The sequence below is a fragment of the Citrobacter sp. wls708 genome (genome assembly GCF_005281255.1).
GTDB lineage: Bacteria > Pseudomonadota > Gammaproteobacteria > Enterobacterales > Enterobacteriaceae > Citrobacter > Citrobacter werkmanii.
In genome coordinates, this window is sequence record NZ_SZXE01000023.1 from 461,991 (window position 1) to 486,593 (window position 24,603).

Sequence of the window (24,603 nt, forward strand, 5' to 3'; positions counted from 1 at the left end):
ACGCATAATAACGATGGCGATGAAAAAGTTGCTCATAGCGTCGCTGCTGTTTAGCAGCGCCACCGTATACGGTGCTGAAGGGTTCGTAGTGAAGGACATTCATTTCGAAGGCCTACAGCGAGTCGCCGTTGGTGCGGCTCTCCTCAGTATGCCGGTGCGCACAGGCGACACGGTTAATGATGAAGACATCAGTAATACCATTCGTGCTCTGTTCGCCACCGGTAACTTTGAGGATGTCCGCGTCCTGCGCGATGGTGATACCCTTCTGGTTCAGGTAAAAGAACGTCCGACGATTGCCAGCATTACTTTCTCCGGTAACAAATCGGTGAAAGACGACATGCTGAAGCAAAACCTCGAGGCGTCTGGCGTACGTGTTGGCGAGTCTCTGGATCGCACCACGCTTGCCGATATCGAAAAAGGCCTGGAAGATTTCTACTATAGCGTCGGTAAGTACAGCGCCAGTGTGAAAGCGGTGGTAACGCCGTTGCCGCGTAACCGCGTTGACCTCAAACTGGTCTTCCAGGAAGGTGTTTCGGCGAAGATCCAACAGATCAATATCGTCGGCAACCATGCCTTCTCGACTGACGAACTTATCTCTCACTTCCAACTGCGTGATGAAGTGCCGTGGTGGAACGTAGTGGGCGATCGTAAATACCAGAAACAGAAACTCGCGGGCGATCTCGAAACCCTGCGCAGCTACTATCTGGATCGCGGTTATGCTCGCTTTAATATCGATTCTACCCAGGTGAGCCTGACGCCGGATAAAAAAGGTATCTACATCACCGTTAACATCACTGAAGGCGATCAGTACAAGCTTTCTGGGGTAGAGGTGAGCGGTAACCTGGCCGGACACTCCGCCGAAATTGAGAGCCTGACCAAAATCGAGCCAGGCGAACTCTATAACGGCACCAAAGTGACCAAAATGGAAGATGATATCAAGAAGCTTCTGGGGCGCTATGGCTATGCCTATCCGCGCGTACAGTCGCAGCCTGAAATCAACGATGCCGACAAAACCGTTAAATTACGCGTAAATGTGGATGCGGGTAACCGTTTCTATGTGCGTAAGATTCGCTTTGAAGGTAACGACACGTCTAAAGACTCCGTTCTGCGTCGCGAAATGCGTCAGATGGAAGGTGCATGGTTGGGCAGCGATCTGGTCGACCAGGGTAAAGAACGTCTGAACCGTTTGGGTTACTTTGAAACCGTCGATACCGATACTCAGCGTGTTCCGGGCCGTCCGGATCAGGTTGATGTGGTCTATAAGGTGAAAGAGCGTAACACCGGTAGCTTTAACTTCGGCGTCGGTTACGGTACCGAGAGCGGCGTGAGCTTCCAGGCGGGCGTTCAGCAGGATAACTGGTTAGGTACCGGTTATTCCGTCGGGATTAACGGCACTAAAAACGACTACCAGACCTATACTGAGCTATCTGTCACCAACCCGTACTTCACCGTTGACGGTGTGAGCCTTGGCGGTCGCGTCTTCTATAACGACTTTGAAGCGGATGATGCAGACCTGTCCGACTATACCAACAAAAGTTATGGTACTGACGTAACGCTCGGCTTCCCGGTTAACGAATACAATACGCTGCGTGCTGGCCTGGGTTATGTACATAACAAACTGTCCAACATGCAGCCGCAGATCGCGATGGATCGTTATCTTGAGTCGATGGGACAACCCGCTGATACCAGCAGTTTTGCCGCTGATGACTTCACCTTCAACTACGGTTGGACGTACAACAAGTTAGACCGTGGTTATTTCCCGACAGACGGTTCGCGTGTCAACCTGAATGGTAAAGTGACCATTCCGGGTTCTGATAACGAATACTACAAATTGTCGATGGATACCGCGACCTACGTGCCGATTGATGACGATCACAAATGGGTTGTCCTGGGCCGTACCAAGTGGGGTTATGGTGATGGTATCGGTAGCAAAGAGATGCCGTTCTACGAGAACTTCTATGCTGGTGGTTCCAGTACCGTGCGTGGTTTCCAGTCGAATACTATCGGCCCGAAAGCTGTTTATAAAAATGGCGCCCACACGAGCTGGGACGATAATAATGATTACGAAGACTGTACTCAGGAAGCTGGCTGTAAATCTGATGATGCGGTAGGTGGTAACGCCATGGCTGTCGCCAGCCTGGAGTTTATTACCCCGACGCCGTTCATCAGCGACAAGTATGCCAACTCGGTCCGTACCTCGTTCTTCTGGGATATGGGTACCGTTTGGGATACGAACTGGGATCCGTCATCTGCGCCGTCGGATGTACCGGACTATAGCGATCCGAGCAATATCCGTATGTCAGCAGGTATCGCTTTACAATGGATGTCCCCATTGGGGCCGTTGGTTTTCTCCTACGCCCAACCGTTCAAGAAGTACGATGGAGACAAAGCGGAACAGTTCCAGTTTAACATTGGTAAAACCTGGTAATTGTTCTTCGCAAAGGAATGTAGTGGTAGTGTAGCGCTGACTTTAGGCGATCTTGCATGGGATCGCCTGGCCACGCAAAGAACTGTACCTTCGGGTGCAAATGGGATGGTAAGGAGTTAATTGTGAAAAAGTGGTTATTAGCTGCAGGTCTCGGTTTAGCGATGGCAACGTCCGCACAGGCCGCTGACAAAATTGCAATCGTCAACATGGGTAGCCTGTTCCAACAGGTTGCACAGAAGACAGGTGTTTCCGCTACGCTGGAAAACGAGTTCAAAGGCCGTGCCAGCGAACTGCAGCGTATGGAATCCGATCTGCAATCTAAAATGCAGCGTCTGCAATCAATGAAAGCGGGTAGCGATCGTACCAAGCTGGAAAAAGACGTTATGGCTCAGCGTCAGACTTTCTCACAGAAAGCTCAGGCTTTTGAGCAGGATCGTGCGCGTCGTTCCAACGAAGAACGTGGCAAACTGGTTACTCGTATCCAGACAGCTGTGAAATCTGTTGCTAACAGCCAGAGCATCGATCTGGTCGTTGACGCAAACACCGTTGCATACAATAGCAGCGATGTAAAAGACATCACCGCTGACGTACTGAAACAGGTTAAATAAGTAATGCCTTCAATTCGACTGGCTGATTTAGCAGAGCAGTTGGATGCAGAATTACACGGTGATGGCGATATCGTCATCACCGGCGTAGCGTCCATGCAATCTGCGCAAACTGGCAATATCACGTTTATGGTGAATCCTAAGTACCGTGAACACTTAGGCGTATGCCAGGCTTCTGCCGTTGTCATGACGCAGGACGATCTTCCTTTTGCTAAGAGTGCAGCGCTGGTAGTGAAGAATCCCTACCTGACCTATGCTCGTATGGCGCAAATTTTAGATACCACGCCGCAGCCCGCACAAAACGTTGCACCGAGTGCAGTGATCGATGCGACGGCGAAGCTGGGTAAAAATGTCTCTGTGGGCGCAAATGCGGTCATTGAGTCTGGCGTAGAACTGGGCGATAACGTGGTTATTGGCGCAGGCTGCTTCGTCGGGAAAAATACAAAAATCGGCGCAGGTTCTCGCTTGTGGGCGAATGTGACGATTTACCACGACATTCAGATCGGTGAGAATTGCCTGATCCAATCCAGCACTGTCGTCGGTTCGGATGGATTTGGTTACGCGAACGATCGCGGTAACTGGGTGAAGATCCCGCAGCTTGGTCGCGTGATTATCGGCGATCGCGTCGAGATCGGCGCTTGTACTACCATTGACCGTGGTGCCCTGGACGATACTGTGATCGGTAATGGTGTTATCATTGATAATCAGTGCCAGATTGCACATAACGTTGTGATTGGCGACAATACGGCGGTAGCCGGTGGCGTCATTATGGCGGGTAGCCTGAAGATTGGCCGTTACTGCATGATTGGCGGCGCCAGCGTGATCAATGGGCATATGGAAATATGCGACAAAGTCACGGTAACTGGCATGGGTATGGTGATGCGTCCTATCACGGAACCTGGCGTCTACTCCTCAGGCATTCCGCTACAACCCAATAAGGTATGGCGTAAAACAGCTGCACTGGTGATGAATATTGATGATATGAGCAAGCGCCTCAAAGCGATTGAGCGCAAGGTTAATCAACAAGACTAAAGCACCTTTTTTGCATGTCTGACTTTTCGGCCTGTCCCATTCATACGATTGCGACAGGCCGTGTTATTATTGCCTTTTAGTATATTTTGACAGGAAGAGTATTTTGACTACTAACACTCATACTCTGCATATTGAAGAGATTTTAGAACTTCTGCCGCACCGTTTTCCGTTTCTGCTGGTTGACCGCGTGCTGGATTTTGAAGAAGGTCGTTTTCTGCGCGCAGTGAAAAATGTATCCGTTAATGAGCCTTTCTTCCAGGGCCACTTCCCGGGCAAACCTATTTTCCCTGGCGTACTGATTCTGGAAGCGATGGCGCAGGCCACCGGTATCCTCGCATTTAAAAGCGTAGGAAAACTGGAACCAGGCGAACTGTACTATTTCGCGGGTATTGACGAAGCACGCTTTAAGCGTCCTGTCGTGCCGGGCGATCAGATGATCATGGAAGTGACTTTCGAGAAAACGCGCCGTGGCCTGACCCGTTTTAAAGGGGTTGCGCTGGTCGACGGTAAAGTTGTGTGCGAAGCAACGATGATGTGTGCCCGTAGCCGGGAGGCCTGATACGTGATTGATAAATCCGCCTTTATTCACCCTACCGCCATTGTGGAAGAGGGCGCCAGTATTGGCGCTAACGCTCACATTGGCCCATTTTGTATTGTTGGACCCCATGTTGAAATTGGTGAGGGTACCGTACTGAAGTCTCACGTTGTCGTGAATGGCCATACAAAAATTGGTCGCGATAACGAGATCTATCAGTTTGCCTCCATCGGCGAAGTTAACCAGGATCTTAAATATGCTGGCGAACCAACCCGCGTGGAAATTGGCGATCGCAACCGCATCCGCGAAAGCGTCACCATTCATCGTGGCACAGTGCAGGGCGGTGGAGTGACGAAGGTGGGCAGCGATAACTTACTGATGATTAATGCGCACGTCGCGCATGATTGTACGGTAGGCAACCGCTGTATTCTGGCGAATAACGCCACGCTTGCCGGACATGTTTCGCTGGATGATTTTGTTATCATCGGCGGCATGACTGCGGTGCATCAATTCTGCATCATCGGCGCGCATGTGATGGTTGGCGGCTGTTCTGGCGTTGCTCAGGACGTGCCACCGTACGTTATCGCCCAGGGCAACCACGCGACGCCGTTTGGCGTCAATATCGAAGGTCTGAAGCGTCGTGGGTTCACCCGCGAAGCGATTACCGCGATTCGTAATGCCTACAAAGCGTTGTACCGTAGCGGTAAAACGTTGGAAGAAGCGAAACCGGAAATCGCCGAACTGGCGAAACAGCACCCTGAAGTCCAGGCTTTCAGCGACTTCTTTGAGCGCTCAACGCGTGGTCTGATTCGTTAATGACTGAGCAGCGTCCTTTAACGATTGCCCTCGTCGCCGGAGAAACCTCCGGCGATATTCTTGGTGCAGGGCTAATCCGCGCACTCAAAGCTCGTGTTCCCAATGCGCGTTTTGTTGGCGTGGCGGGGCCGCTAATGCAGGCCGAAGGCTGTGAAGCCTGGTACGAAATGGAAGAACTGGCGGTGATGGGCATTGTTGAAGTGCTCGGACGTCTGCGCCGTTTACTGCATATTCGTGCCGATCTCACTCGTCGATTCACCGAGCTCAAGCCGGATGTTTTCGTTGGCATTGATGCGCCTGATTTCAATATTACCCTTGAAGGGAACTTGAAAAAGCAGGGCATAAAAACCATTCATTATGTCAGTCCGTCCGTCTGGGCGTGGCGACAGAAACGCGTTTTCAAAATAGGCAGATCCACTAATATGGTGCTGGCTTTTCTGCCTTTCGAAAAAGCGTTTTATGACAAATTTAACGTCCCGTGCCGCTTTATCGGCCACACCATGGCGGATGCCATGCCGTTGGATCCGGATAAACACGCGGCCCGTGATATTTTGGGTATTCCCCACGACGCGCATTGCCTGGCGCTGCTGCCAGGAAGCCGTGGCGCGGAAGTGGAGATGCTCAGCGCCGATTTTCTGAAAACGGCGCAACTGTTACGTCAGCATTATCCGGATCTCGAAGTCGTGGTGCCGTTGGTGAATGCCAAACGCCGGGAGCAGTTTGAGCGTATCAAGGCCGAGGTTGCGCCGGAGCTTTCCGTGCATCTGCTTAATGGCATGGGACGTGAAGCGATGGTGGCCAGCGATGCCGCACTGTTGGCTTCAGGCACCGCCGCGCTGGAATGTATGCTGGCAAAGTGTCCGATGGTGGTCGGCTACCGCATGAAACCCTTTACCTTCTGGCTGGCGAAGCGTCTGGTGAAAACGGATTACGTTTCGCTTCCTAACCTGTTAGCGGGAAGAGAACTGGTTAAAGAGCTGTTGCAGGAAGAGTGTGAGCCGCATGCGCTGGCGCAAGCGCTGTTGCCGTTACTGGCGAATGGCAAAACCAGCCATGCGATGCATGACACTTTCCGTGAACTGCATCAGCAGATCCGTTGCAATGCTGATGAGCAGGCAGCGGATGCAGTCCTGGAGTTAGCGCAATGATTGAATTTGTTTATCCGCATACGCATTTAGTGGCGGGTGTGGATGAAGTCGGGCGCGGTCCTTTGGTCGGCGCGGTTGTTACTGCTGCCGTTATTCTGGATCCGGCTCGCCCGATTATCGGTCTTAACGACTCAAAAAAATTGTCGGAAAAACGTCGCCTGGCGCTGTTTGATGAAATAAAAGAAAAAGCGTTAAGCTGGAGCGTGGGCCGTGCGGAACCGCATGAAATCGACGATCTGAATATTTTGCATGCCACCATGCTGGCGATGCAGCGTGCGGTCGCGGGGCTGCATATTGCGCCGGAATACGTACTGATTGACGGCAATCGTTGTCCGGCATTACCGGTACCGTCGATGGCGGTAGTCAAAGGTGATAGCCGCGTAGCGGAGATTAGCGCAGCGTCAATACTGGCAAAAGTGACCCGCGATGCTGAAATGGCAGCGCTGGATACGGTTTTTCCGCAGTATGGCTTTGCGCAGCACAAAGGCTATCCAACCGCTTTTCATCTGGAAAAATTGGCACTGTATGGCGCGACAGAGCACCATCGCCGCAGTTTTGGCCCCGTCAAACGCGCACTGGGACTCACGTCCTGATTCTTGTGTCGAAGGAATCTGAAGATGTCTGAACCACGTTTCGTCCACCTCCGGGTGCACAGCGACTACTCCATGATCGATGGGCTGGCGAAAACCGGGCCGCTGGTGAAGAAGGCGGCCGCGTTAGGCATGCCTGCGCTGGCGATCACCGATTTTACCAACCTGTGTGGTCTGGTGAAGTTTTACGGAGCGGGTCACGGCGCCGGTATTAAGCCTATTGTAGGCGCAGATTTTCATGTCCGCAGTGAACTATTGGGTGATGAACTCACGCAACTCACCGTACTGGCCGCTAACAATACCGGCTATCAGAACCTGACGTTATTGATATCAAAAGCCTATCAGCGCGGTTATGGCGCAGAAGGGCCGGTTATCGACCGCGACTGGCTGGTCGAGCTAAAAGAAGGTTTGATTTTGCTCTCCGGCGGCCGCATGGGCGACGTCGGACGTAGCTTGTTGCGCGGTAATAGCGCCCTGGTTGACGAATGCGTGGCGTTTTACGAAGCGCATTTTCCAAATAGCTACTTCCTTGAGCTGATCCGTACCGGCAGACAAGATGAAGAAAACTATCTGCATGCCGCGGTAGAACTGGCCGAAAGGCGTGGTTTGCCGGTGGTGGCGACCAACGATGTTCGCTTCCTGGAAACCGGCGATTTCGACGCGCATGAAATCCGTGTGGCGATCCACGACGGGTTCACCCTTGATGACCCTAAACGCCCGCGTAACTACTCCGCGCAGCAGTATATGCGCAGCGAAGACGAGATGTGCGAGCTGTTCTCCGATATCCCGGAGGCGCTGCAAAACACCGTCGAAATTGCCAAACGCTGTAACGTCACGGTGCGTTTGGGTGAGTATTTCTTGCCACAGTTCCCGACCGGCGATATGACCACCGAGGATTTCCTCGTGGCGAAGTCGAAAGAGGGGCTGGAACAGCGACTGGAGTTCCTGTTCCCGGATCCGGAAGAGCGCGCCAGGCGCCGTCCGGAATATGATGAACGTCTCGATGTTGAGCTACAGGTTATCAACCAGATGGGGTTCCCGGGCTACTTCCTGATCGTTATGGAATTTATCCAGTGGTCGAAGGATAACGGCGTACCAGTAGGTCCGGGACGTGGTTCCGGCGCAGGCTCGCTGGTGGCCTATGCGCTAAAAATTACCGACCTGGATCCGCTGGAATTTGACCTGCTGTTCGAACGTTTCCTGAACCCGGAACGTGTCTCAATGCCCGACTTCGACGTTGACTTCTGTATGGAGAAACGCGACCAGGTTATTGAACACGTGGCGGATATGTACGGTCGTGATGCGGTTTCGCAGATTATTACTTTCGGTACGATGGCGGCAAAAGCGGTTATCCGAGACGTGGGTCGCGTGCTGGGGCACCCGTACGGCTTCGTAGATCGTATTTCGAAACTGGTGCCGCCCGATCCGGGCATGACGCTGGCGAAAGCCTTCGAAGCTGAACCGCAACTGCCGGAAATCTATGAGGCAGATGAAGAGGTTAAAGCGCTGATCGATATGGCGCGTAAGCTGGAAGGCGTCACGCGTAACGCCGGTAAGCACGCCGGTGGCGTGGTTATCGCTCCGACCAAAATTACCGATTTTGCGCCGCTATACTGCGATGAACAGGGGCTGCACCCGGTTACTCAGTTTGATAAGAACGACGTGGAATACGCCGGCCTGGTGAAGTTCGACTTCCTGGGGCTGCGTACGCTGACCATCATCAACTGGGCGCTGGAGATGATCAACGCCCGCCGTGAAAAGAACGGCGAGCCGCCGCTGGATATCGCGGCCATTCCGCTTGACGATAAGAAAAGCTTCGACATGCTGCAACGCTCGGAAACCACCGCGGTATTCCAGCTTGAATCCCGCGGCATGAAGGATCTGATCAAACGTCTGCAGCCTGACTGCTTCGAAGATATGATCGCACTGGTGGCCTTGTTCCGCCCGGGCCCGCTACAGTCGGGGATGGTAGATAACTTTATCGACCGTAAGCATGGTCGCGAAGAGATTTCCTATCCGGACGTACAATGGCAGCATGAGTGTCTGAAGCCGGTACTGGAGCCAACCTACGGCATTATCCTGTATCAGGAACAGGTTATGCAGATTGCCCAGGAGCTGTCTGGTTACACGCTTGGCGGCGCGGATATGCTGCGTCGTGCGATGGGTAAGAAAAAGCCGGAAGAAATGGCCAAACAGCGCGGCACCTTTGAAGAAGGGGCGAAAAAGCGCGGCGTCGACGGCGAACTGGCGATGAAAATCTTTGACCTGGTGGAGAAATTCGCCGGTTACGGATTTAACAAATCACACTCCGCCGCCTATGCGCTGGTCTCTTACCAGACGCTATGGTTGAAGGCGCATTACCCGGCCGAGTTTATGGCGGCGGTAATGACGGCCGATATGGATAACACCGAGAAAGTGGTCGGGCTGGTGGATGAATGCTGGCGCATGGGGTTAAAAATCCTGCCGCCAGACATTAACTCCGGGCTTTACCATTTCCACGTTAACGATGATGGCGAGATTGTTTATGGCATCGGCGCGATAAAAGGCGTGGGTGAAGGGCCAATTGAAGCTATTATTGAGGCGCGCAACGAAGGCGGTTACTTCCGCGAGCTGTTTGATCTCTGTGCGCGTACGGATATCAAAAAACTCAATCGCCGGGTGCTGGAAAAACTGATTATGTCCGGGGCGTTTGACCGCCTTGGCCCACACCGCGCGGCGTTGATGAATTCGTTGAATGATGCGCTAAAAGCCGCCGATCAGCATGCGAAAGCCGAGGCTATTGGCCAGGCTGATATGTTTGGCGTGCTGGCGGAAGAACCCGAACAAATTGAACAGTCTTATGCCAACTGTACACCGTGGCCTGAGCAGGTAGTATTAGACGGTGAGCGTGAAACGTTAGGGCTTTACCTGACGGGACACCCTATCAACCAGTATTTAAAAGAAATTGAGCGCTATGTTGGAGGCCACAGGCTGAAAGACATGCATCCGACAGAACGTGGTAAAGTCACCACGGCTGCGGGGCTCGTCATTGCCGCGCGGGTAATGGTCACCAAGCGCGGCAATCGTATCGGCATCTGTACACTGGATGACCGTTCCGGGCGTCTGGAAGTTATGTTGTTTACCGATGCCCTGGATAAATACCAGCAATTGCTGGAAAAAGACCGCATACTTATCGTCAGCGGACAGGTCAGCTTTGATGACTTCAGCGGCGGGCTTAAAATGATGGCCCGTGAAGTCATGGATATTGACGAAGCCCGGGAAAAATATGCTCGCGGGCTTGCTATCTCGCTGACGGACAGGCAAATTGATGACCAGCTTTTAAACCGACTCCGTCAGTCTCTGGAACCCCACCGCTCGGGGACAATTCCAGTACATCTCTACTATCAGAGGGCGGATGCACGTGCGCGGTTGCGTTTTGGCGCGACGTGGCGTGTCTCTCCGAGCGATCGTTTGCTAAACGATCTCCGCGGCCTTATTGGTTCGGAGCAGGTGGAACTGGAGTTTGACTAATACAGGAATACTATGAGTCTGAATTTCCTTGATTTTGAACAGCCGATTGCAGAGCTGGAAGCAAAAATCGATTCTCTGACTGCGGTTAGCCGTCAGGATGAGAAACTGGATATTAACATCGATGAAGAAGTGCATCGCCTGCGTGAAAAAAGCGTAGAACTGACGCGTAAAATCTTCGCCGATCTTGGCGCATGGCAGGTAGCCCAACTGGCGCGCCATCCACAGCGTCCGTACACCCTGGATTATGTCCGCCTGGCGTTTGATGAATTTGATGAGCTGGCGGGCGATCGTGCCTATGCGGATGACAAAGCTATCGTCGGCGGTATCGCGCGTCTGGATGGCCGTCCGGTGATGATCATTGGTCATCAGAAAGGCCGTGAGACCAAAGAAAAAATTCGTCGTAATTTCGGCATGCCCGCGCCAGAAGGCTATCGCAAAGCGCTGCGTCTGATGGAAATGGCAGAACGTTTCAACATGCCGATCATTACCTTCATCGACACCCCAGGGGCTTACCCGGGCGTGGGCGCGGAAGAACGTGGTCAGTCTGAAGCGATCGCGCGCAATCTGCGTGAAATGTCGCGTCTGAGCGTACCGGTCATCTGCACCGTTATCGGTGAAGGTGGTTCCGGCGGCGCGCTGGCGATCGGCGTAGGCGATAAAGTGAATATGCTGCAATACAGCACCTATTCCGTTATCTCCCCGGAAGGTTGTGCCTCCATTCTGTGGAAAAGCGCTGATAAAGCGCCGCTGGCCGCTGAAGCGATGGGCATTATCGCGCCGCGTCTGAAAGAGCTGAAGCTTATCGACTCTATCATTCCTGAACCGCTGGGTGGCGCGCACCGTAACCCGGAAGCCATGGCGGCGTCACTGAAAGCGCAACTGCTGGCCGATCTCGCCGATCTTGATGTGTTAGGTAAAGAAGATCTGAAAAACCGTCGCTACCAGCGTCTGATGAGCTACGGCTACGCATAAGCTACATTAATTCTGAAAAGGGCCACAATGCTGTGGCCCTTTTTTTTACCTGCAGTTTGACCAGGCTATGCTTAACTGAGGTTTTTCCAGGAGGAACGCATGAATATCATTGCCATCATGGGACCGCATGGCGTCTTTTATAAAGATGAGCCCATCAAGGAACTTGAGCGTGCGCTACAACAGCAGGGGTTTCAGATTATCTGGCCGCAGAATAGCGTTGACCTGCTGAAGTTTATCGAACATAACCCGCGAATTTGCGGCGTCATTTTTGACTGGGATGAATACAGTCTGGATCTGTGCAGTGACATCAACCAGCTCAACGAATATCTTCCGCTTTACGCCTTTATTAATACCCATTCAACGATGGATGTCAGCGCTCACGACCTGCGCATGGCGCTGTGGTTTTTTGAGTATGCGCTGGGCCAGTCTGAAGACATTGCCACCCGCATCCGCCAGTACACCAGTGAATATCTGGATAACATTACGCCCCCTTTCACCAAAGCGCTGTTTACCTATGTGAAGGAAGGAAAGTATACCTTTTGCACGCCCGGTCATATGGCGGGAACGGCGTACCAGAAAAGCCCGGTCGGCTGCCTGTTCTATGATTTCTTTGGCGGTAATACGCTGAAAGCCGATGTCTCCATTTCAGTGACCGAGCTGGGCTCGCTGCTGGATCATACCGGCCCGCACCTGGAAGCGGAGGAGTATATCGCGCGCACTTTTGGCGCCGAGCAGAGCTATATGGTAACCAACGGCACGTCCACCTCCAATAAAATTGTTGGTATGTACGCCGCACCCACGGGCAGTACGCTGTTGATTGACCGCAACTGCCATAAGTCGTTGGCGCATTTGCTGATGATGAGCGATGTGGTGCCAATCTGGTTGAAGCCGACGCGTAATGCGTTGGGTATTCTGGGCGGTATCCCCCGTCGGGAATTTAGCCGGGCAAGCATTGAAAGCAAGGTAGAGGAGACCCCTCAGGCGCAATGGCCGGTGCATGCGGTGATCACCAACTCCACCTATGACGGCCTGCTGTATAACACCAACTGGATCAAACAAACGCTGGATGTGCCCTCTATCCATTTTGATTCAGCCTGGGTGCCATATACCCATTTTCATCCGATCTATCAGGGGAAAAGCGGGATGAGCGGTGAGCGCGTGCCGGGGAAGGTGATTTTTGAAACCCAGTCCACCCACAAGATGCTGGCGGCGTTGTCACAGGCTTCTCTGATCCACATTAAGGGCGATTACGACGAAGACACCTTTAACGAAGCCTTTATGATGCACACATCCACTTCGCCGAGTTACCCGATTGTTGCCTCAATAGAAACCGCAGCGGCCATGCTGCGTGGCAATTCCGGTAAGCGGTTAATCAATCGTTCGGTGGAGCGGGCGCTGCATTTTCGTAAAGAAGTGCAGCGGTTGCGTGAAGAGTCGGATGGCTGGTTTTTTGATATCTGGCAACCAGAAAGGGTGGATGAAGCAGAATGCTGGCCGGTAGCGCCCGGTGAAGACTGGCACGGATTTATCGATGCTGACGCCGACCACATGTTTCTTGACCCGGTGAAAGTCACTATTCTGACGCCGGGGATGGATGAACAGGGAAATATGAGTGAAGAGGGGATTCCTGCCGCGCTGGTGGCGAAATTCCTTGATGAACGCGGCGTGGTTGTCGAGAAAACGGGACCGTATAATCTGTTGTTCCTGTTCAGCATCGGCATTGATAAAACCCGGGCGATGGGCCTGCTGCGCGGACTGACGGAATTTAAGCGTTCGTACGATCTGAATTTACGCGTGAAAAACATGCTGCCGGATCTGTATGCTGAAGATCCTGATTTTTATCGTAATATGCGCATTCAGGATCTGGCGCAGGGGATCCATAGGCTTATTCGCCAGCACGATCTTTCCGGGCTGATGCTGCGGGCATTTGATACCTTACCGGAAATGAAAATGACGCCGCATCAGGCCTGGCAGCGGCAGATCAAAGGTGAGGTTGAAACGGTAGCGCTCGATCAACTGGTGGGGCGCGTTTCCGCCAATATGATCCTGCCTTACCCTCCCGGCGTACCGCTCTTGATGCCTGGTGAAATGATCACGGAAAAAAGCCGGGCTGTACTCGATTTCCTGCTGATGCTGTGCTCCGTGGGCCATCATTATCCTGGATTTGAAACCGATATCCATGGCGCTAAACTGGGTGAGGATGGCGTGTATCGTGTGAGAGTCTTAAAAATGGCATAACGACTTGCCTGAACCCATTGAGCGCGAGTAACGTGCTGAAAGAACAAACGAAAGAGGCAAAACGCTATGCTGGGATTAAAACAGGTTCACCATATTGCCATTATTGCGACGGACTACGCGGCGAGTAAGGCATTTTACTGCGATGTGTTGGGCTTCACCCTGATGAGCGAAGCCTACCGGGAAGAGCGAGACTCCTGGAAAGGCGATCTGGCATTGAACGGTCAGTATGTGATTGAGCTCTTTTCTTTCCCATTTCCACCTTGCCGCCCCAGCCGACCGGAAGCCTGTGGTTTACGTCATCTGGCGTTCAGTGTGGATGACGTAGAGAAAGCGATCGCGCATCTGGAAGCGCGCGATGTGAAGTGCGAGCCGATACGCATTGATCCGTTCACCGGCAAACGCTTCACGTTTTTTAACGATCCCGACGGATTACCGCTCGAACTGTATGAGTTGTAAGGCTTGTCATTATGGCGTTAGCCCGGTAACGTGCCGGGCAATGCCATTGTAAGTAACCATCATGACAACACTCACGCTGAACACTTCACTGCTGAATTCTCAATCGATTCTGGTCGCCTTTAGCGGCGGGCTGGACTCCACCGTGCTGCTGCATCAGTTAGTGCTATGGCGAGCACAGCACCCTGAGGTTACGTTGCGCGCAATCCATATTCATCATGGATTAAGTCCCCACGCGGACAACTGGGTGCAGCACTGTGAATCGATATGCGCGCAGTGGCAGGTGCCGCTGGTGGTTGAACGGGTCCGTCTGGAGGATGATGGTCTGGGGATAGAAGCTCAGGCGCGGCGGGCGCGCTATCACGCATTTGCACAGACGTTACTGCCGGGCGAGGTACTGATGACCGCCCAGCATCTGGACGACCAGTGCGAAACTTTTCTGCTGGCCCTTAAGCGTGGCAGTGGTCCTGCCGGGCTGTCCGCCATGGGAGAAAGCTCGCCGTTCGCCGGGACCCGGCTGATCCGACCGCTGCTGGCGCAAACGCGAGAGGCGCTGGAAGGGTGGGCGCGACAGCACCAATTATGTTGGATTGAGGATGAAAGTAATCAGGATGATACCTACGATCGCAATTTCCTCAGATTGCGCGTTACTCCCTTGCTGCAACTGCGTTGGCCGCACTTCGCGCAAGCCACGGCCCGCAGCGCCGCGCTGTGCGCCGAGCAGGAGAGCTTACTGGATGAACTGCTTGCCAGCGATTTAGCCGACTGCGTCACAGCCCAGGGCACACTTTTACTGGCGCCGCTTATGACAATGAGCAGTGTGCGGCGTGCCGCCCTGCTTCGCCGCTGGCTGGCAGGATTAACTGCGCCAATGCCTTCCCGTGACGCTCTGGAACGTATCTGGCAGGAAGTCGCGCTGGCGCGGGAAGATGCTTCCCCCTGTTTTCGCCTTGGAGAGTTCGACATTCGTCGTTATCAGTCACAGCTGTGGTGGGTGAAATCGGTCGATGGGCAAAGCGAAACCGTCATCCCGTGGACATGCCGGGAAACGCCGTTGACGCTGCCTGCCGGGTTAGGCTCGGTGCAACTCATCCCTGCTGGCGAATTGCGTATGCCGCAGGCAGATGAAGCCGTCAGCATTCGGTTTAAAGCGCCAGGCGTATTACATATTGTCGGGCGTAACGGTGGACGTAAATTAAAGAAAATCTGGCAGGAGCAGGGGATCCCGCCCTGGCGACGAGATACCACGCCGCTGTTGTTTTACGGCGAAACGCTGATTGCGGCTGCGGGTGTTTTTGTGACGCGTGAGGGAGCAGCAGAAGATAAAGAAGGGGTGAGTCTGGTTTGGCATGCCTGATGGCGGTGCGCTTATCCGACCTACATATCGCATGGAAAGTAGGCCGGATAAGGTGCTTGCACCGCCATCCGGCAACAAAAGAATCAGGATTCGCTGACGACCACGGTACCGATTTGCGGGTGGCTGAAGCTGGCAATTTTATCGAGGCGAAGCTCCCGGGTTTCACCTGCGACATCTGCGACCAGATATTCCACGTTTTTGCGTGAAACCAGATCGTTTGCTTTCGCTTGTAAAACTTCGCCATCTTTTAACGCCAACGTCAGTAACAAATGGTGCTGGCAGGCGAGTTCAAGATTGTCGTAATCATCACAGTTGATGGGTTGATACGTTTCATTCATTGACATAATCGCTCACCAGTAAGTTCGCGGCAGCATAGGCCGCTTTTTCCCTGACCGACTCTGAAAGGGCGCTGTCTGCCGCCATTTCATTAAGCACCTTCAATACGCAACCCAGCGCATCCGGGACATACCCTAAGTCTCCGCTGGCGATTTCCGCGTACCGCTTGCGTATTAACTCACAATATTTTTCCACATGCCCTCCTGTCAGCACTCTGACTTAACCGTGGATGCAAGTCTAAGCCTACGAAGATAAACTCTGTTTAGCAAGGTGACTATACCATACTCATTCAGGCAATATCAGCGGCCTTGATAGAGGTGCTGTTAGCAGCCTTTTGCCGCAGTTTTCGCTACAATGAGCGCCTGATTCGAAAGGAGTTCTCAAATGGCGCTTAAAGCGACAATCTATAAAGCTGTAGTCAATGTGGCGGATCTCGACCGCAACCAGTTCCTTGACGCAGCCTTGACGCTGGCGCGTCACCCTTCAGAAACCCAGGAGCGCATGATGCTGCGCCTGCTGGCGTGGATTAAATATGCCGATGAACGCCTGCAGTTCACGCGTGGCCTGAGCGCGGAAGATGAACCGGAAGCCTGGCTGCGAAACGACCATCTGGGCATTGATTTATGGATTGAACTCGGCCTGCCGGATGAGCGTCGTATTAAGAAAGCCTGCACTCAGTCTGCTGAGGTAGCCCTGTTTACCTACAACAGCCGTGCGGCCCAGATCTGGTGGCAACAAAACCAGAGTAAGTGCGCGCAGTTTAAAAATCTTACCGTGTGGTATCTGGATGACGAACAGCTGGCGCAACTGAGTGAATTTGCTGGTCGCACCATGGCGCTGCAGGCGACGATTCAGGATGGCGCTATCTGGTTGTCCGATTCTCAGAACAATCTGGAAATTCATCTGACCGCGTGGCAGCAGGGTTCATGATAGTCATCTCCCGAAACGTCTCTATCCCTGATAGTGAGCTGGAAATCACGGCGATTCGGGCGCAGGGCGCGGGTGGTCAGCACGTTAACAAGACCTCGACAGCCATCCATTTGCGCTTTGACATTCGGGCCTCTGGCCTGCCAGAGTATTATAAGGAACGCCTGCTGGCCGCCAGCCATCATCTGATTAGCGGCGATGGCGTTATTATCATTAAGGCGCAGGAATACCGTAGCCAGGAGCTAAACCGGGAAGCGGCAATATCCCGGCTGGTGGCGGTGATCAAAGAATTAACCGCAGTGCAAAAAAGCCGACAGGCAACGCGTCCTACGCGTGCTTCGAAAGAGCGTAGGTTGTCATCGAAGGCGCAAAAATCCACAGTGAAGTCACTGCGCGGGAGAGTTCGTCGAACGCAAGACTGACGAGCAGGAATAAAAATTTATAAGGAATTGATAGTGAAAACAGCAATATTGTCCGTCGTCGCTGCATGCACGCTTTTTTCCTTGATCGGCTGTAACAACCGTACTGAAGTCGAAGTACTACAGCCGACACGGGCGGCAGAATTAAAACCGATGCAGCAAAGCTGGCGAGGCATCCTGCCTTGCGCGGACTGCGAAGGGATTGAAACTTCTCTGTTCCTCGAAAAAGACGGAACATGGGTGATGAACGAACGTTATCAGGGGGTGAGGGATGAACCGTCGTCCTTTGCCTCTTATGGAACATGGGCGCGCACTGCGGATAAGCTGGTGCTGACCGACAGTAAAGGTGAAAAGTCGTACTATCGTGCTAAAGGCGAAGCGCTGGAAATGCTCGATCGTGAAGGTAATCCGATTGAGTCGCAGTTCAACTACACCCTTCAGCCCGTTTCCGCTAGCTTACCGGTGACGCCTATGCCGATGCGGGGCATGTACTTCTATATGGCTGACGCAGCTATCTTTACCGACTGCGCAACGGGTAAACGGATGCCGGTGGCGAATAACGCCCAGCTTGAGCGTGACTATTTAGCCGCGCGCGCGGAAAACGGGCAATCCGTATTGCTGACGCTGGAAGCGCATTTTACACTGGAGGCGAACCCGGACACTGGCGAGAAAGTGAAAACGCTGATGGCGGATAAAGATGCGAAATTTATCCCCGGTAAAGGATGTAATTAATTGATGAAAAAAAGGCCCTGATTATCAGGGCCTTTTGCTGATATTAGCCTTTAATGGCTTTTACCAGGTAGTCGACGATGTCGCCCGTTTTAATCAACTGCTTCTCGCCGTTACGACGGTATTTGTATTCGATATCGTCGTTGTCGAGGTTACGGTCGCCCAGCACGATAGTGTGCGGAATACCGATCAGTTCCATATCGGCAAACATCACGCCCGGACGCTCTTTACGGTCGTCCATCAGCACTTCAATGCCCTGCGCGCGCAGCTCTGCGTACAGCTTTTCAGCCAGTTCCTGCACGCGGTAGGACTTATGCATGTTCATCGGCAGAATCGCGACCTGGAACGGGGCAATGGCGTCTGGCCATACGATACCGCGATCGTCATAGTTCTGTTCGATAGCAGCAGCAACCACGCGAGTGACCCCGATACCGTAGCAACCCATGGTCAGGATCTGGTTACGGCCATCTTCGCCCTGAACGGCGGCTTTCATCGCTTCAGAGTACTTGGTGCCCAACTGGAAGATGTGACCCACTTCGATGCCGCGTTTAATCAGCAGCGTACCCTGGCCATCCGGACTCGGGTCGCCAGCGACTACGTTACGGATGTCCGCAACTTCCGGGGTGGCAACATCACGATCCCAGTTGATACCGAAATAGTGCTTACCGTCGATGTTGGCGCCGGCGGCGAAGTCGCTCATCACGGCAACGGTACGGTCGATAACGACCGGAATTGGCATGTTCACCGGACCCAGAGAACCCGGACCCGCTTTCACCAGTGCGCGAATCTCTTCTTCGGTGGCGAAGGTCAGCGGGCTGGCAACCTGCGGCAGTTTTTCCGCTTTGACTTCGTTCAGCTCGTGATCGCCGCGAACCAGCAGTGCAATCAGCGGAGACTTGCTGCCTTCAACCGCTTTCACCAGCAGGGTTTTTACGGTTTTCTCGATCGGCAGGTTGAACTGCTCAACCAGCTCGGCGATGGTTTTGGCGTTTGGCGTATCGACCAGCGTCATCTCCTGCGTTGCTGCCGCACGCGGCTCTTTTGGCGCAACGGCTTCGGCAAACTCGATATTCGCTGCATAATCGGAGGTGTCGGAGAAGATCACATCGTCTTCGCCGCTCTGCGCCAGCACCTGGAATTCGTGAGAGGCGCTACCGCCGATAGAACCGGTATCCGCTTGTACCGCACGGAAATCGAGACCCATACGGCTGAAGATCTTGCTGTACGCTGCGTACATCGCGTCGTAGGTCTCCTGCAGGGATTCCTGAGAGGTATGGAAAGAGTAGGCATCTTTCATCAGGAATTCGCGGGAACGCATCACGCCGAAGCGCGGACGAACTTCGTCACGGAATTTGGTCTGGATTTGGTAGAAGTTCAGCGGCAGCTGTTTGTAAGAGCTCAGCTCGTTACGAATCAGGTCGGTGATCACTTCTTCATGCGTTGGGCCAAGGACGAACGGGCGATCGCCACGGTCAGCAATACGCAGCAGTTCCGGGCCGTATTGTTCCCAACGGCCACTCTCTTGCCACAGCTCAGAGGGCTGAACGACCGGCATCAACACCTCGATCGCACCGGCGTTGTTCATCTCTTCACGCACGATGTTTTCGACTTTTTTCAGGACGCGCACGCCGGTCGGCAGCCAGGTGTATAACCCGGAGGCCAGCTTGCGGATCATCCCGGCGCGCAGCATCAGCTGATGGCTGATGACTTCGGCGTCGGCAGGTGTCTCCTTCAGAGTGGAGAGCAGATATTGGCTAGTACGCATGTTGTTACGGTTCCAGTTGAACGATCGAACAGGCTCAAGACGAGCCTGGCACAAAACAAAAGTGGTTTAGTTTACCAGCGAGAAAGGGATGTCAAAAGAGTACGCGACGCAAATTAGCGGGCTTCCAGAGCAAAGACCTCAAATCCTGACGGCGTAACGCGCCAGCGGACGTTAAAGTCCAGCAGCCAAACGGCGTAGGTTTTGCCTTCTTCCTCGTTTTTACGGTAGGCAGGACGGGGATCCTGCGCCAGCACTTCGGCAATAAACTGGCGAAGATGCGGATAACGTTTTTCCAGCCCAGCCAGTTGCCCGGCGATCTCTTCACTGAACGACACATCTACGCTGGCCTGCGGTGCATCCTGAGCATAGCTGGCGCGAGCATCGGGCAGCGATTCGGCAAATGGCAGATACGGTTTAATATCCACAACCGGCGTACCATCGACAAGATCCAGCCCGCCGAGCTCAAGGATGACGTGCTCTTTGTGGCAGCGGATACCTCGAAGCTCAACCAAAGACATGCCAACAGGGTTAGGACGAAACGTTGAACGCGTGGCGAAGACACCCATTCTGGCGTTGCCGCCAAGACGGGGAGGGCGCACGGTTGGACGCCATCCTCCTTCCATTGTCTGATGAAAAACAAAAATCACCCACAAATGGCTGAAGGCTTCCAGGCCGCGAACAGCTTCGGCCTGGTTATAGGGAGCGAGCAAATGCAGTTCGCCTCTGGCACTTTTCACCAGACCTGGCTGGCGTGGAACGGCGAACTTTTCTTTATAAGGTGAGCGGATAACGCCTATTTGCTCGAACTGAAAATGACTCATTTCGCCGAAATGTTCAGTGCAGAACCAATGCAAACCGCCTGACGATAGCAACCTGGCGTCCCGCTGGTGACTTCGCAACTGTGCAGCAATACCGCATTCGCTTTCATTTTAGAGGCGTTAATCTGCATGCGTTTACGTGCGGTTGGGATGCTCGGAGGGGAATCCTGGTTAGATGCCTGGCAGGATTCGCCGCTGACTTCGCCGAGATCGCGGAACGGTTTACCCACTAAATCTTCGGCGTTAGTAATGATTCTTACCGGCGCCGCGCGCGGTGCTTTTGGTTTTTCCGGCTCCGCTTTTGGCGGGGTAGCGGTGCTTTGAACGGGTTCAACAGGGGATCTGCTTAACATAGAACAGCCGCTCAGCATGAGTGCTACTAAACAGATCGGTAAAGCACGCATAATATTTCCTCAATGAATGATCTAAACGTCAGATATTGAATCAGGTGCTTGCATAAATGACAAGACGGGCAAGCGCCCGTCCTGATGATATTACAGATTCTGGAAACAGCCTAAAATTACCAGCCCTTAACAGCACCGCCGTTGAAGACTTTGTTCGCTGCTTCGTACACTTCGTCAGACTGGTAGGCCTGCACGAATTTCTTCACGTTCTCAGCATCTTTGTTGTCTTCACGGGTCACGATCAGGTTTACGTACGGAGAATCTTTATCTTCAACAAAGATACCGTCTTTTGCCGGGGTCAGGCCAATCTGGCTGGCGTAGGTGGTGTTGATGACCGCCAGGGCGATTTGCGCATCGTCCAGTGAGCGCGGCAGCTGCGGCGCTTCCAGTTCAACCAGCTTCAGGTTTTTCGGGTTTTCAATCACGTCCAGCGCGGTCGGCAGCAGGCCAACACCGTCTTTCAGTTTGATTAAGCCCACTTTTTGCAGCAGCAGCAGCGAGCGGCCAAGGTTAGTCGGGTCGTTTGGAATCGCGACCTGAGAACCTTCCTGCAGCTCATCCAGTGATTTGATTTTTTTGGAGTAGCCCGCAATCGGGTAAACAAAAGTATTGCCCGCGGCAACCAGCTTGTAACCACGATCTTTAATCTGCTGATCCAGGTACGGTTTGTGCTGGAAGGCGTTAGCATCAATGTCGCCTTTGCTCAGCGCTTCGTTAGGCAGGACGTAGTCGTTAAACGTGACCAGCTCAACGTCCAGACCGTATTTTTCTTTTGCCACTTTCTGCGCGACTTCTGCAACCTGTTGCTCTGCGCCAACAATAACGCCCACTTTGATGTGGTTGGGATCTTTTTCATCCTGACCGCAACCCACAAGTGCCAGAGAACCGATCAGGGCTCCAACTGCCGCAAAGGTTTTGAATTTGAACGCCATGCTTATTTCCTTTTCTTAATGAGTTTTTAGTGTTGTGTGCAACGTTATTTGTGCGTGACAACCCGGACGATGCGATCGCCGGATAACTGAATTAAATAAACCAGAACGACGAGCAATACCAGTACTGTATTCATCACGGTAGCGTTGTAGCCAATATAACCGTACTGGTAACCAATCTGTCCCAGACCACCTGCGCCGACGGCACCGCCCATCGCGGAATAGCCAACCAACGTGATGAGCGTGATGGTGGCGGCATTGACCAGACCCGGCAGCGCTTCTGGCAGCAATACCTTACGTACAATCTGCAACGGCGTGGCGCCCATCGCACGGGAGGCTTCAATCAGCCCGGTCGGGATTTCCAGCAGCGCGTTTTCCACCATACGGGCGATAAACGGCGCGGCGCCGACGGTCAGCGGGACGATAGCGGCCTGCAGCCCAATAGAGGTACCCACAATCATGCGGGTGAATGGAATCATCCACACCAGCAAAATAATGAATGGGATGGAACGGAAAATATTTACCAGCGCAGAGAGCGTACGGTAAAGCTTAGCGTTCTCAATAATTTGCCCAGGACGCGTAACGTACAGCAATACGCCAACCGGCAGGCCAATGACAAAACCAAAAAAACCGGACACAAAGGTCATTGCCAGCGTTTCCCATACGCCGCGAACCAGCAGCCACATCATCGGCTCAGACATAACCCAGTACCTCTACTTTTACATGGTGTTCCTGCAGCCAGTTAATGGCTGCTTGTGTATCTTCCTGTGTGCCGTGCATTTCAGTCAGCATAATGCCGAACTTCACGCCGCCGGCATAATCCATCTGCGCGCTAATAATGTTGTTATTCACATTAAAGCGACGGGCCGTCTCAGAGAGTAATGGCGCATCGACCGAATGACCGGTGAACTCCATGCGCAGCATTGGCACGCTGTCGGCTTGCGGCTCTGCTTTTAAACGTTCCAGATAATCTTCCGGGATATCCAGATGTAGAGTGGACTGGATAAACTTCTGTGCCAGCGGCGTTTTCGGGTGAGAGAAGACTTCGCTGACGGTGTCCTGTTCAATCAGTTCACCATTGCTGATGACCGCCACGCAGTCACAAATGCGTTTTACAACGTCCATCTCATGGGTAATTAGCAGAATGGTGAGACCCAGACGACGGTTAATGTCTTTCAGCAGTTCCAGAATCGAACGCGTGGTTGCCGGGTCGAGTGCGCTGGTGGCTTCATCGCAGAGCAACACTTTGGGATTACTTGCCAGCGCACGGGCGATCGCCACTCGCTGTTTTTGTCCACCGGAAAGGTTGGCCGGATAGCTATCGTGCTTGTCGCCAAGGCCAACTAAATCCAGCAGTTCTGTTACACGGCGTTTGATCTCTTCCTTTGGCGTGTTATCCAGTTCCAGCGGCAGCGCAACGTTGCCAAACACGGTACGGGAAGAGAGCAGGTTAAAGTGTTGGAAAATCATGCCGATTTGACGGCGAGCTTTGGTCAACTCGGACTCTGAAAGCGTTGTCAGCTCCTGACCGCCGACCTGAACGCTGCCTTCGGTTGGGCGTTCAAGTAAGTTAACGCAGCGGATAAGCGTACTTTTACCGGCACCGGAGGCGCCAATGACGCCGTAAATCTGCCCGGCGGGAACATGCAGGCTGACATTATTTAGCGCCTGAATGGTGCGAGTCCCCTGCTGGAACACTTTGGTGATATTCGAAAGTTTAATCATTGGTTATTTATTATCGTAATTAAGTTAGCCGTGGCATTTTCGTCTGTCTGGGACGGTCAAGGCCGTCAACAAGATGGATGTTAAGGCATCCAGACGTCTAAATCAATCTAGCTTTGCACGATGAGCACTTTCTTGCCCGCCGAAACATGCGATACTAGAGCCACATGCCTTATTCAGGAGCTATAAAAGGTGGCAAAGTCTGTACCCGCAATTTTTCTCGACCGTGACGGCACCATTAATGTGGACCACGGTTACGTACATGAGATTGATGAGTTCGAGTTTATCGACGGCGTTATTGATGCCATGCGTGAACTTAAAAATATGGGTTACGCGCTAATTGTGGTGACGAACCAGTCTGGTATCGCGCGCGGTAAATTTACCGAGGCACAGTTTGAAACGTTGACCGAATGGATGGACTGGTCGCTGGCCGATCGCGACGTTGATCTGGATGGTATCTACTATTGCCCGCACCATCCGCAGGGTACCGTAGAAGAGTATCGTCAGGTCTGCGATTGCCGTAAGCCGCATCCCGGGATGTTGATCTCCGCTCGCGACTTCCTGCACATCGATATGGCTGCTTCTTATATGGTAGGCGACAAAATAGAAGATATGCAGGCGGCAGCAGCGGCGAATGTTGGCACCAAGGTACTGGTGCGCACGGGCAAACCCGTCACGCCGGAAGCAGAAAATGCGGCAGATTTGGTTATAAATAGTCTGGCAGACCTGCCAAAGGCGATAAAAAAGCAGCAAAAGTAAGCGTTGTGGATAAAAGGTGAGCGGTTGGAACGAAAATGCATTTTTCCGCTTGTCTTCCTGAGTCGACTCCCTATAATGCGCTTCCATCGACACGGCGGATGTGAATCACTT

The 24,603-nt window shown here is 53.1% G+C and carries 24 protein-coding genes; 16 read left to right on the forward strand and 8 right to left on the reverse strand.

From position 1 onward, the window contains the following. Positions 1 to 13 precede the first annotated feature (13 nt). The 12 genes from bamA (at position 14) to tilS (ending at position 15,684) form a co-directional block, all read left to right on the forward strand. The gene (gene bamA / locus FDW97_RS17705; RefSeq protein WP_038637411.1) at positions 14 to 2,428 is read left to right on the forward strand and encodes an outer membrane protein assembly factor BamA; all 2,415 of its coding nucleotides are present in this window, start codon (positions 14 to 16) and stop codon (positions 2,426 to 2,428) included. 122 nt (positions 2,429 to 2,550) lie between these two features. Further along, entirely contained in the window at positions 2,551 to 3,036 is a 486-nt protein-coding gene (gene skp, locus FDW97_RS17710; protein ID WP_016151765.1) for a molecular chaperone Skp, read from the forward strand. Positions 3,037 to 3,039: 3 nt separating this feature from the next. Beyond that, complete coding sequence (gene lpxD, locus FDW97_RS17715) at positions 3,040 to 4,065, forward strand: UDP-3-O-(3-hydroxymyristoyl)glucosamine N-acyltransferase (RefSeq protein ID WP_137351398.1); 1,026 nt, start codon at positions 3,040 to 3,042, stop codon at positions 4,063 to 4,065. Positions 4,066 to 4,168: 103 nt separating this feature from the next. Further along, the gene (fabZ, locus tag FDW97_RS17720; protein ID WP_003018528.1) at positions 4,169 to 4,624 is read left to right on the forward strand and encodes a 3-hydroxyacyl-ACP dehydratase FabZ; all 456 of its coding nucleotides are present in this window, start codon (positions 4,169 to 4,171) and stop codon (positions 4,622 to 4,624) included. 3 nt (positions 4,625 to 4,627) lie between these two features. Next, positions 4,628 to 5,416: an acyl-ACP--UDP-N-acetylglucosamine O-acyltransferase gene (gene lpxA, locus FDW97_RS17725; protein WP_038637417.1), complete on the forward strand. Its 789-nt coding sequence runs from the start codon at positions 4,628 to 4,630 to the stop codon at positions 5,414 to 5,416. Beyond that, a complete protein-coding gene (gene lpxB / locus FDW97_RS17730) occupies positions 5,416 to 6,564 on the forward strand; it encodes a lipid-A-disaccharide synthase (protein WP_038637418.1) in 1,149 nt (382 codons plus the stop codon). Before lpxA ends, lpxB begins: the two co-directional genes overlap by 1 nt. Continuing rightward, positions 6,561 to 7,157, forward strand: coding sequence for a ribonuclease HII (gene rnhB, locus FDW97_RS17735; RefSeq protein WP_038637421.1), 597 nt, complete (start codon positions 6,561 to 6,563; stop codon positions 7,155 to 7,157). Before lpxB ends, rnhB begins: the two co-directional genes overlap by 4 nt. 24 nt (positions 7,158 to 7,181) lie before the next feature. Continuing rightward, positions 7,182 to 10,664: a DNA polymerase III subunit alpha gene (gene dnaE, locus FDW97_RS17740; RefSeq protein WP_085048274.1), complete on the forward strand. Its 3,483-nt coding sequence runs from the start codon at positions 7,182 to 7,184 to the stop codon at positions 10,662 to 10,664. Between the two features lie 12 nt (positions 10,665 to 10,676). Continuing rightward, on the forward strand, positions 10,677 to 11,636 hold the full coding sequence (gene accA / locus FDW97_RS17745) for an acetyl-CoA carboxylase carboxyl transferase subunit alpha (RefSeq protein WP_038637427.1): 960 nt from the start codon (positions 10,677 to 10,679) through the stop codon (positions 11,634 to 11,636). A gap of 99 nt (positions 11,637 to 11,735) precedes the next feature. Beyond that, complete coding sequence (gene ldcC / locus FDW97_RS17750) at positions 11,736 to 13,874, forward strand: lysine decarboxylase LdcC (protein WP_038637430.1); 2,139 nt, start codon at positions 11,736 to 11,738, stop codon at positions 13,872 to 13,874. A gap of 66 nt (positions 13,875 to 13,940) precedes the next feature. Then, positions 13,941 to 14,330: a VOC family protein gene (locus FDW97_RS17755; protein ID WP_069324020.1), complete on the forward strand. Its 390-nt coding sequence runs from the start codon at positions 13,941 to 13,943 to the stop codon at positions 14,328 to 14,330. 61 nt (positions 14,331 to 14,391) lie between these two features. Further along, entirely contained in the window at positions 14,392 to 15,684 is a 1,293-nt protein-coding gene (gene tilS, locus FDW97_RS17760; protein ID WP_137351399.1) for a tRNA lysidine(34) synthetase TilS, read from the forward strand. An 83-nt stretch (positions 15,685 to 15,767) separates the two neighbouring features. Here tilS and rof read toward each other — a convergent pair whose 3' ends face one another. Together rof and FDW97_RS17770 are read right to left on the reverse strand one after the other, a co-directional pair. Next, the gene (gene rof / locus FDW97_RS17765) at positions 15,768 to 16,028 is read right to left on the reverse strand and encodes a Rho-binding antiterminator (RefSeq protein WP_003018503.1); all 261 of its coding nucleotides are present in this window, start codon (positions 16,026 to 16,028) and stop codon (positions 15,768 to 15,770) included. Further along, positions 16,015 to 16,215: a YaeP family protein gene (locus FDW97_RS17770; protein WP_024132476.1), complete on the reverse strand. Its 201-nt coding sequence runs from the start codon at positions 16,213 to 16,215 to the stop codon at positions 16,015 to 16,017. The genes rof and FDW97_RS17770 overlap by 14 nt, the downstream gene beginning before the upstream one ends. 189 nt (positions 16,216 to 16,404) lie before the next feature. Between FDW97_RS17770 and FDW97_RS17775 the strand changes: the two genes are divergently transcribed. From FDW97_RS17775 to nlpE, 3 genes are read left to right on the forward strand one after another with little or no spacing between them, the layout of a single operon-like run. After that, entirely contained in the window at positions 16,405 to 16,950 is a 546-nt protein-coding gene (locus tag FDW97_RS17775) for a YaeQ family protein (RefSeq protein WP_038637444.1), read from the forward strand. Continuing rightward, a complete protein-coding gene (arfB, locus tag FDW97_RS17780; RefSeq protein WP_137351400.1) occupies positions 16,947 to 17,369 on the forward strand; it encodes an alternative ribosome rescue aminoacyl-tRNA hydrolase ArfB in 423 nt (140 codons plus the stop codon). The genes FDW97_RS17775 and arfB overlap by 4 nt, the downstream gene beginning before the upstream one ends. A gap of 30 nt (positions 17,370 to 17,399) precedes the next feature. After that, complete coding sequence (gene nlpE / locus FDW97_RS17785) at positions 17,400 to 18,098, forward strand: envelope stress response activation lipoprotein NlpE (RefSeq protein WP_087857695.1); 699 nt, start codon at positions 17,400 to 17,402, stop codon at positions 18,096 to 18,098. A gap of 43 nt (positions 18,099 to 18,141) precedes the next feature. On the opposite strand, the gene proS is transcribed toward nlpE, so the two are convergent. The 6 genes from proS to metN all read right to left on the reverse strand — a co-directional run bounded on the left by proS (position 18,142) and on the right by metN (position 23,736). Then, a complete protein-coding gene (gene proS / locus FDW97_RS17790) occupies positions 18,142 to 19,860 on the reverse strand; it encodes a proline--tRNA ligase (RefSeq protein WP_038637453.1) in 1,719 nt (572 codons plus the stop codon). 113 nt (positions 19,861 to 19,973) lie between these two features. Beyond that, entirely contained in the window at positions 19,974 to 20,681 is a 708-nt protein-coding gene (gene tsaA / locus FDW97_RS17795; protein ID WP_085048270.1) for a tRNA (N6-threonylcarbamoyladenosine(37)-N6)-methyltransferase TrmO, read from the reverse strand. Further along, the gene (gene rcsF / locus FDW97_RS17800; protein ID WP_016151780.1) at positions 20,678 to 21,082 is read right to left on the reverse strand and encodes an Rcs stress response system protein RcsF; all 405 of its coding nucleotides are present in this window, start codon (positions 21,080 to 21,082) and stop codon (positions 20,678 to 20,680) included. Before rcsF ends, tsaA begins: the two co-directional genes overlap by 4 nt. Before the next feature lie 116 nt (positions 21,083 to 21,198). Continuing rightward, a complete protein-coding gene (gene metQ / locus FDW97_RS17805; RefSeq protein ID WP_006686809.1) occupies positions 21,199 to 22,014 on the reverse strand; it encodes a methionine ABC transporter substrate-binding lipoprotein MetQ in 816 nt (271 codons plus the stop codon). A gap of 44 nt (positions 22,015 to 22,058) precedes the next feature. Continuing rightward, complete coding sequence (locus FDW97_RS17810; RefSeq protein WP_006686810.1) at positions 22,059 to 22,712, reverse strand: methionine ABC transporter permease MetI; 654 nt, start codon at positions 22,710 to 22,712, stop codon at positions 22,059 to 22,061. Beyond that, positions 22,705 to 23,736: a methionine ABC transporter ATP-binding protein MetN gene (metN, locus tag FDW97_RS17815; protein ID WP_038637459.1), complete on the reverse strand. Its 1,032-nt coding sequence runs from the start codon at positions 23,734 to 23,736 to the stop codon at positions 22,705 to 22,707. The genes FDW97_RS17810 and metN overlap by 8 nt, the downstream gene beginning before the upstream one ends. A 189-nt stretch (positions 23,737 to 23,925) precedes the next feature. On the opposite strand from metN, the gene gmhB reads away from it, so the two are divergent. After that, a complete protein-coding gene (gmhB, locus tag FDW97_RS17820; RefSeq protein ID WP_038637462.1) occupies positions 23,926 to 24,492 on the forward strand; it encodes a D-glycero-beta-D-manno-heptose 1,7-bisphosphate 7-phosphatase in 567 nt (188 codons plus the stop codon). Positions 24,493 to 24,603: the final 111 nt, after the last annotated feature.

What these genes read in the sequence shown, in the direction of transcription:
- bamA (WP_038637411.1), top strand. Translation starts at nt 14, where the DNA reads ATGGCGATGAAAAAGTTGCTCATAGCGTCGCTGCTGTTTAGCAGCGCC.
- lpxD (WP_137351398.1), top strand. Translation starts at nt 3,040, where the DNA reads ATGCCTTCAATTCGACTGGCTGATTTAGCAGAGCAGTTGGATGCAGAA.
- lpxB (WP_038637418.1), top strand. Translation starts at nt 5,416, where the DNA reads ATGACTGAGCAGCGTCCTTTAACGATTGCCCTCGTCGCCGGAGAAACC.
- rnhB (WP_038637421.1), top strand. Translation starts at nt 6,561, where the DNA reads ATGATTGAATTTGTTTATCCGCATACGCATTTAGTGGCGGGTGTGGAT.
- dnaE (WP_085048274.1), top strand. Translation starts at nt 7,182, where the DNA reads ATGTCTGAACCACGTTTCGTCCACCTCCGGGTGCACAGCGACTACTCC.
- accA (WP_038637427.1), top strand. Translation starts at nt 10,677, where the DNA reads ATGAGTCTGAATTTCCTTGATTTTGAACAGCCGATTGCAGAGCTGGAA.
- ldcC (WP_038637430.1), top strand. Translation starts at nt 11,736, where the DNA reads ATGAATATCATTGCCATCATGGGACCGCATGGCGTCTTTTATAAAGAT.
- FDW97_RS17755 (WP_069324020.1), top strand. Translation starts at nt 13,941, where the DNA reads ATGCTGGGATTAAAACAGGTTCACCATATTGCCATTATTGCGACGGAC.
- tilS (WP_137351399.1), top strand. Translation starts at nt 14,392, where the DNA reads ATGACAACACTCACGCTGAACACTTCACTGCTGAATTCTCAATCGATT.
- rof (WP_003018503.1), bottom strand. Translation starts at nt 16,028, where the DNA reads ATGTCAATGAATGAAACGTATCAACCCATCAACTGTGATGATTACGAC.
- FDW97_RS17775 (WP_038637444.1), top strand. Translation starts at nt 16,405, where the DNA reads ATGGCGCTTAAAGCGACAATCTATAAAGCTGTAGTCAATGTGGCGGAT.
- arfB (WP_137351400.1), top strand. Translation starts at nt 16,947, where the DNA reads ATGATAGTCATCTCCCGAAACGTCTCTATCCCTGATAGTGAGCTGGAA.
- proS (WP_038637453.1), bottom strand. Translation starts at nt 19,860, where the DNA reads ATGCGTACTAGCCAATATCTGCTCTCCACTCTGAAGGAGACACCTGCC.
- tsaA (WP_085048270.1), bottom strand. Translation starts at nt 20,681, where the DNA reads ATGAGTCATTTTCAGTTCGAGCAAATAGGCGTTATCCGCTCACCTTAT.
- rcsF (WP_016151780.1), bottom strand. Translation starts at nt 21,082, where the DNA reads ATGCGTGCTTTACCGATCTGTTTAGTAGCACTCATGCTGAGCGGCTGT.
- metQ (WP_006686809.1), bottom strand. Translation starts at nt 22,014, where the DNA reads ATGGCGTTCAAATTCAAAACCTTTGCGGCAGTTGGAGCCCTGATCGGT.
- FDW97_RS17810 (WP_006686810.1), bottom strand. Translation starts at nt 22,712, where the DNA reads ATGTCTGAGCCGATGATGTGGCTGCTGGTTCGCGGCGTATGGGAAACG.
- metN (WP_038637459.1), bottom strand. Translation starts at nt 23,736, where the DNA reads ATGATTAAACTTTCGAATATCACCAAAGTGTTCCAGCAGGGGACTCGC.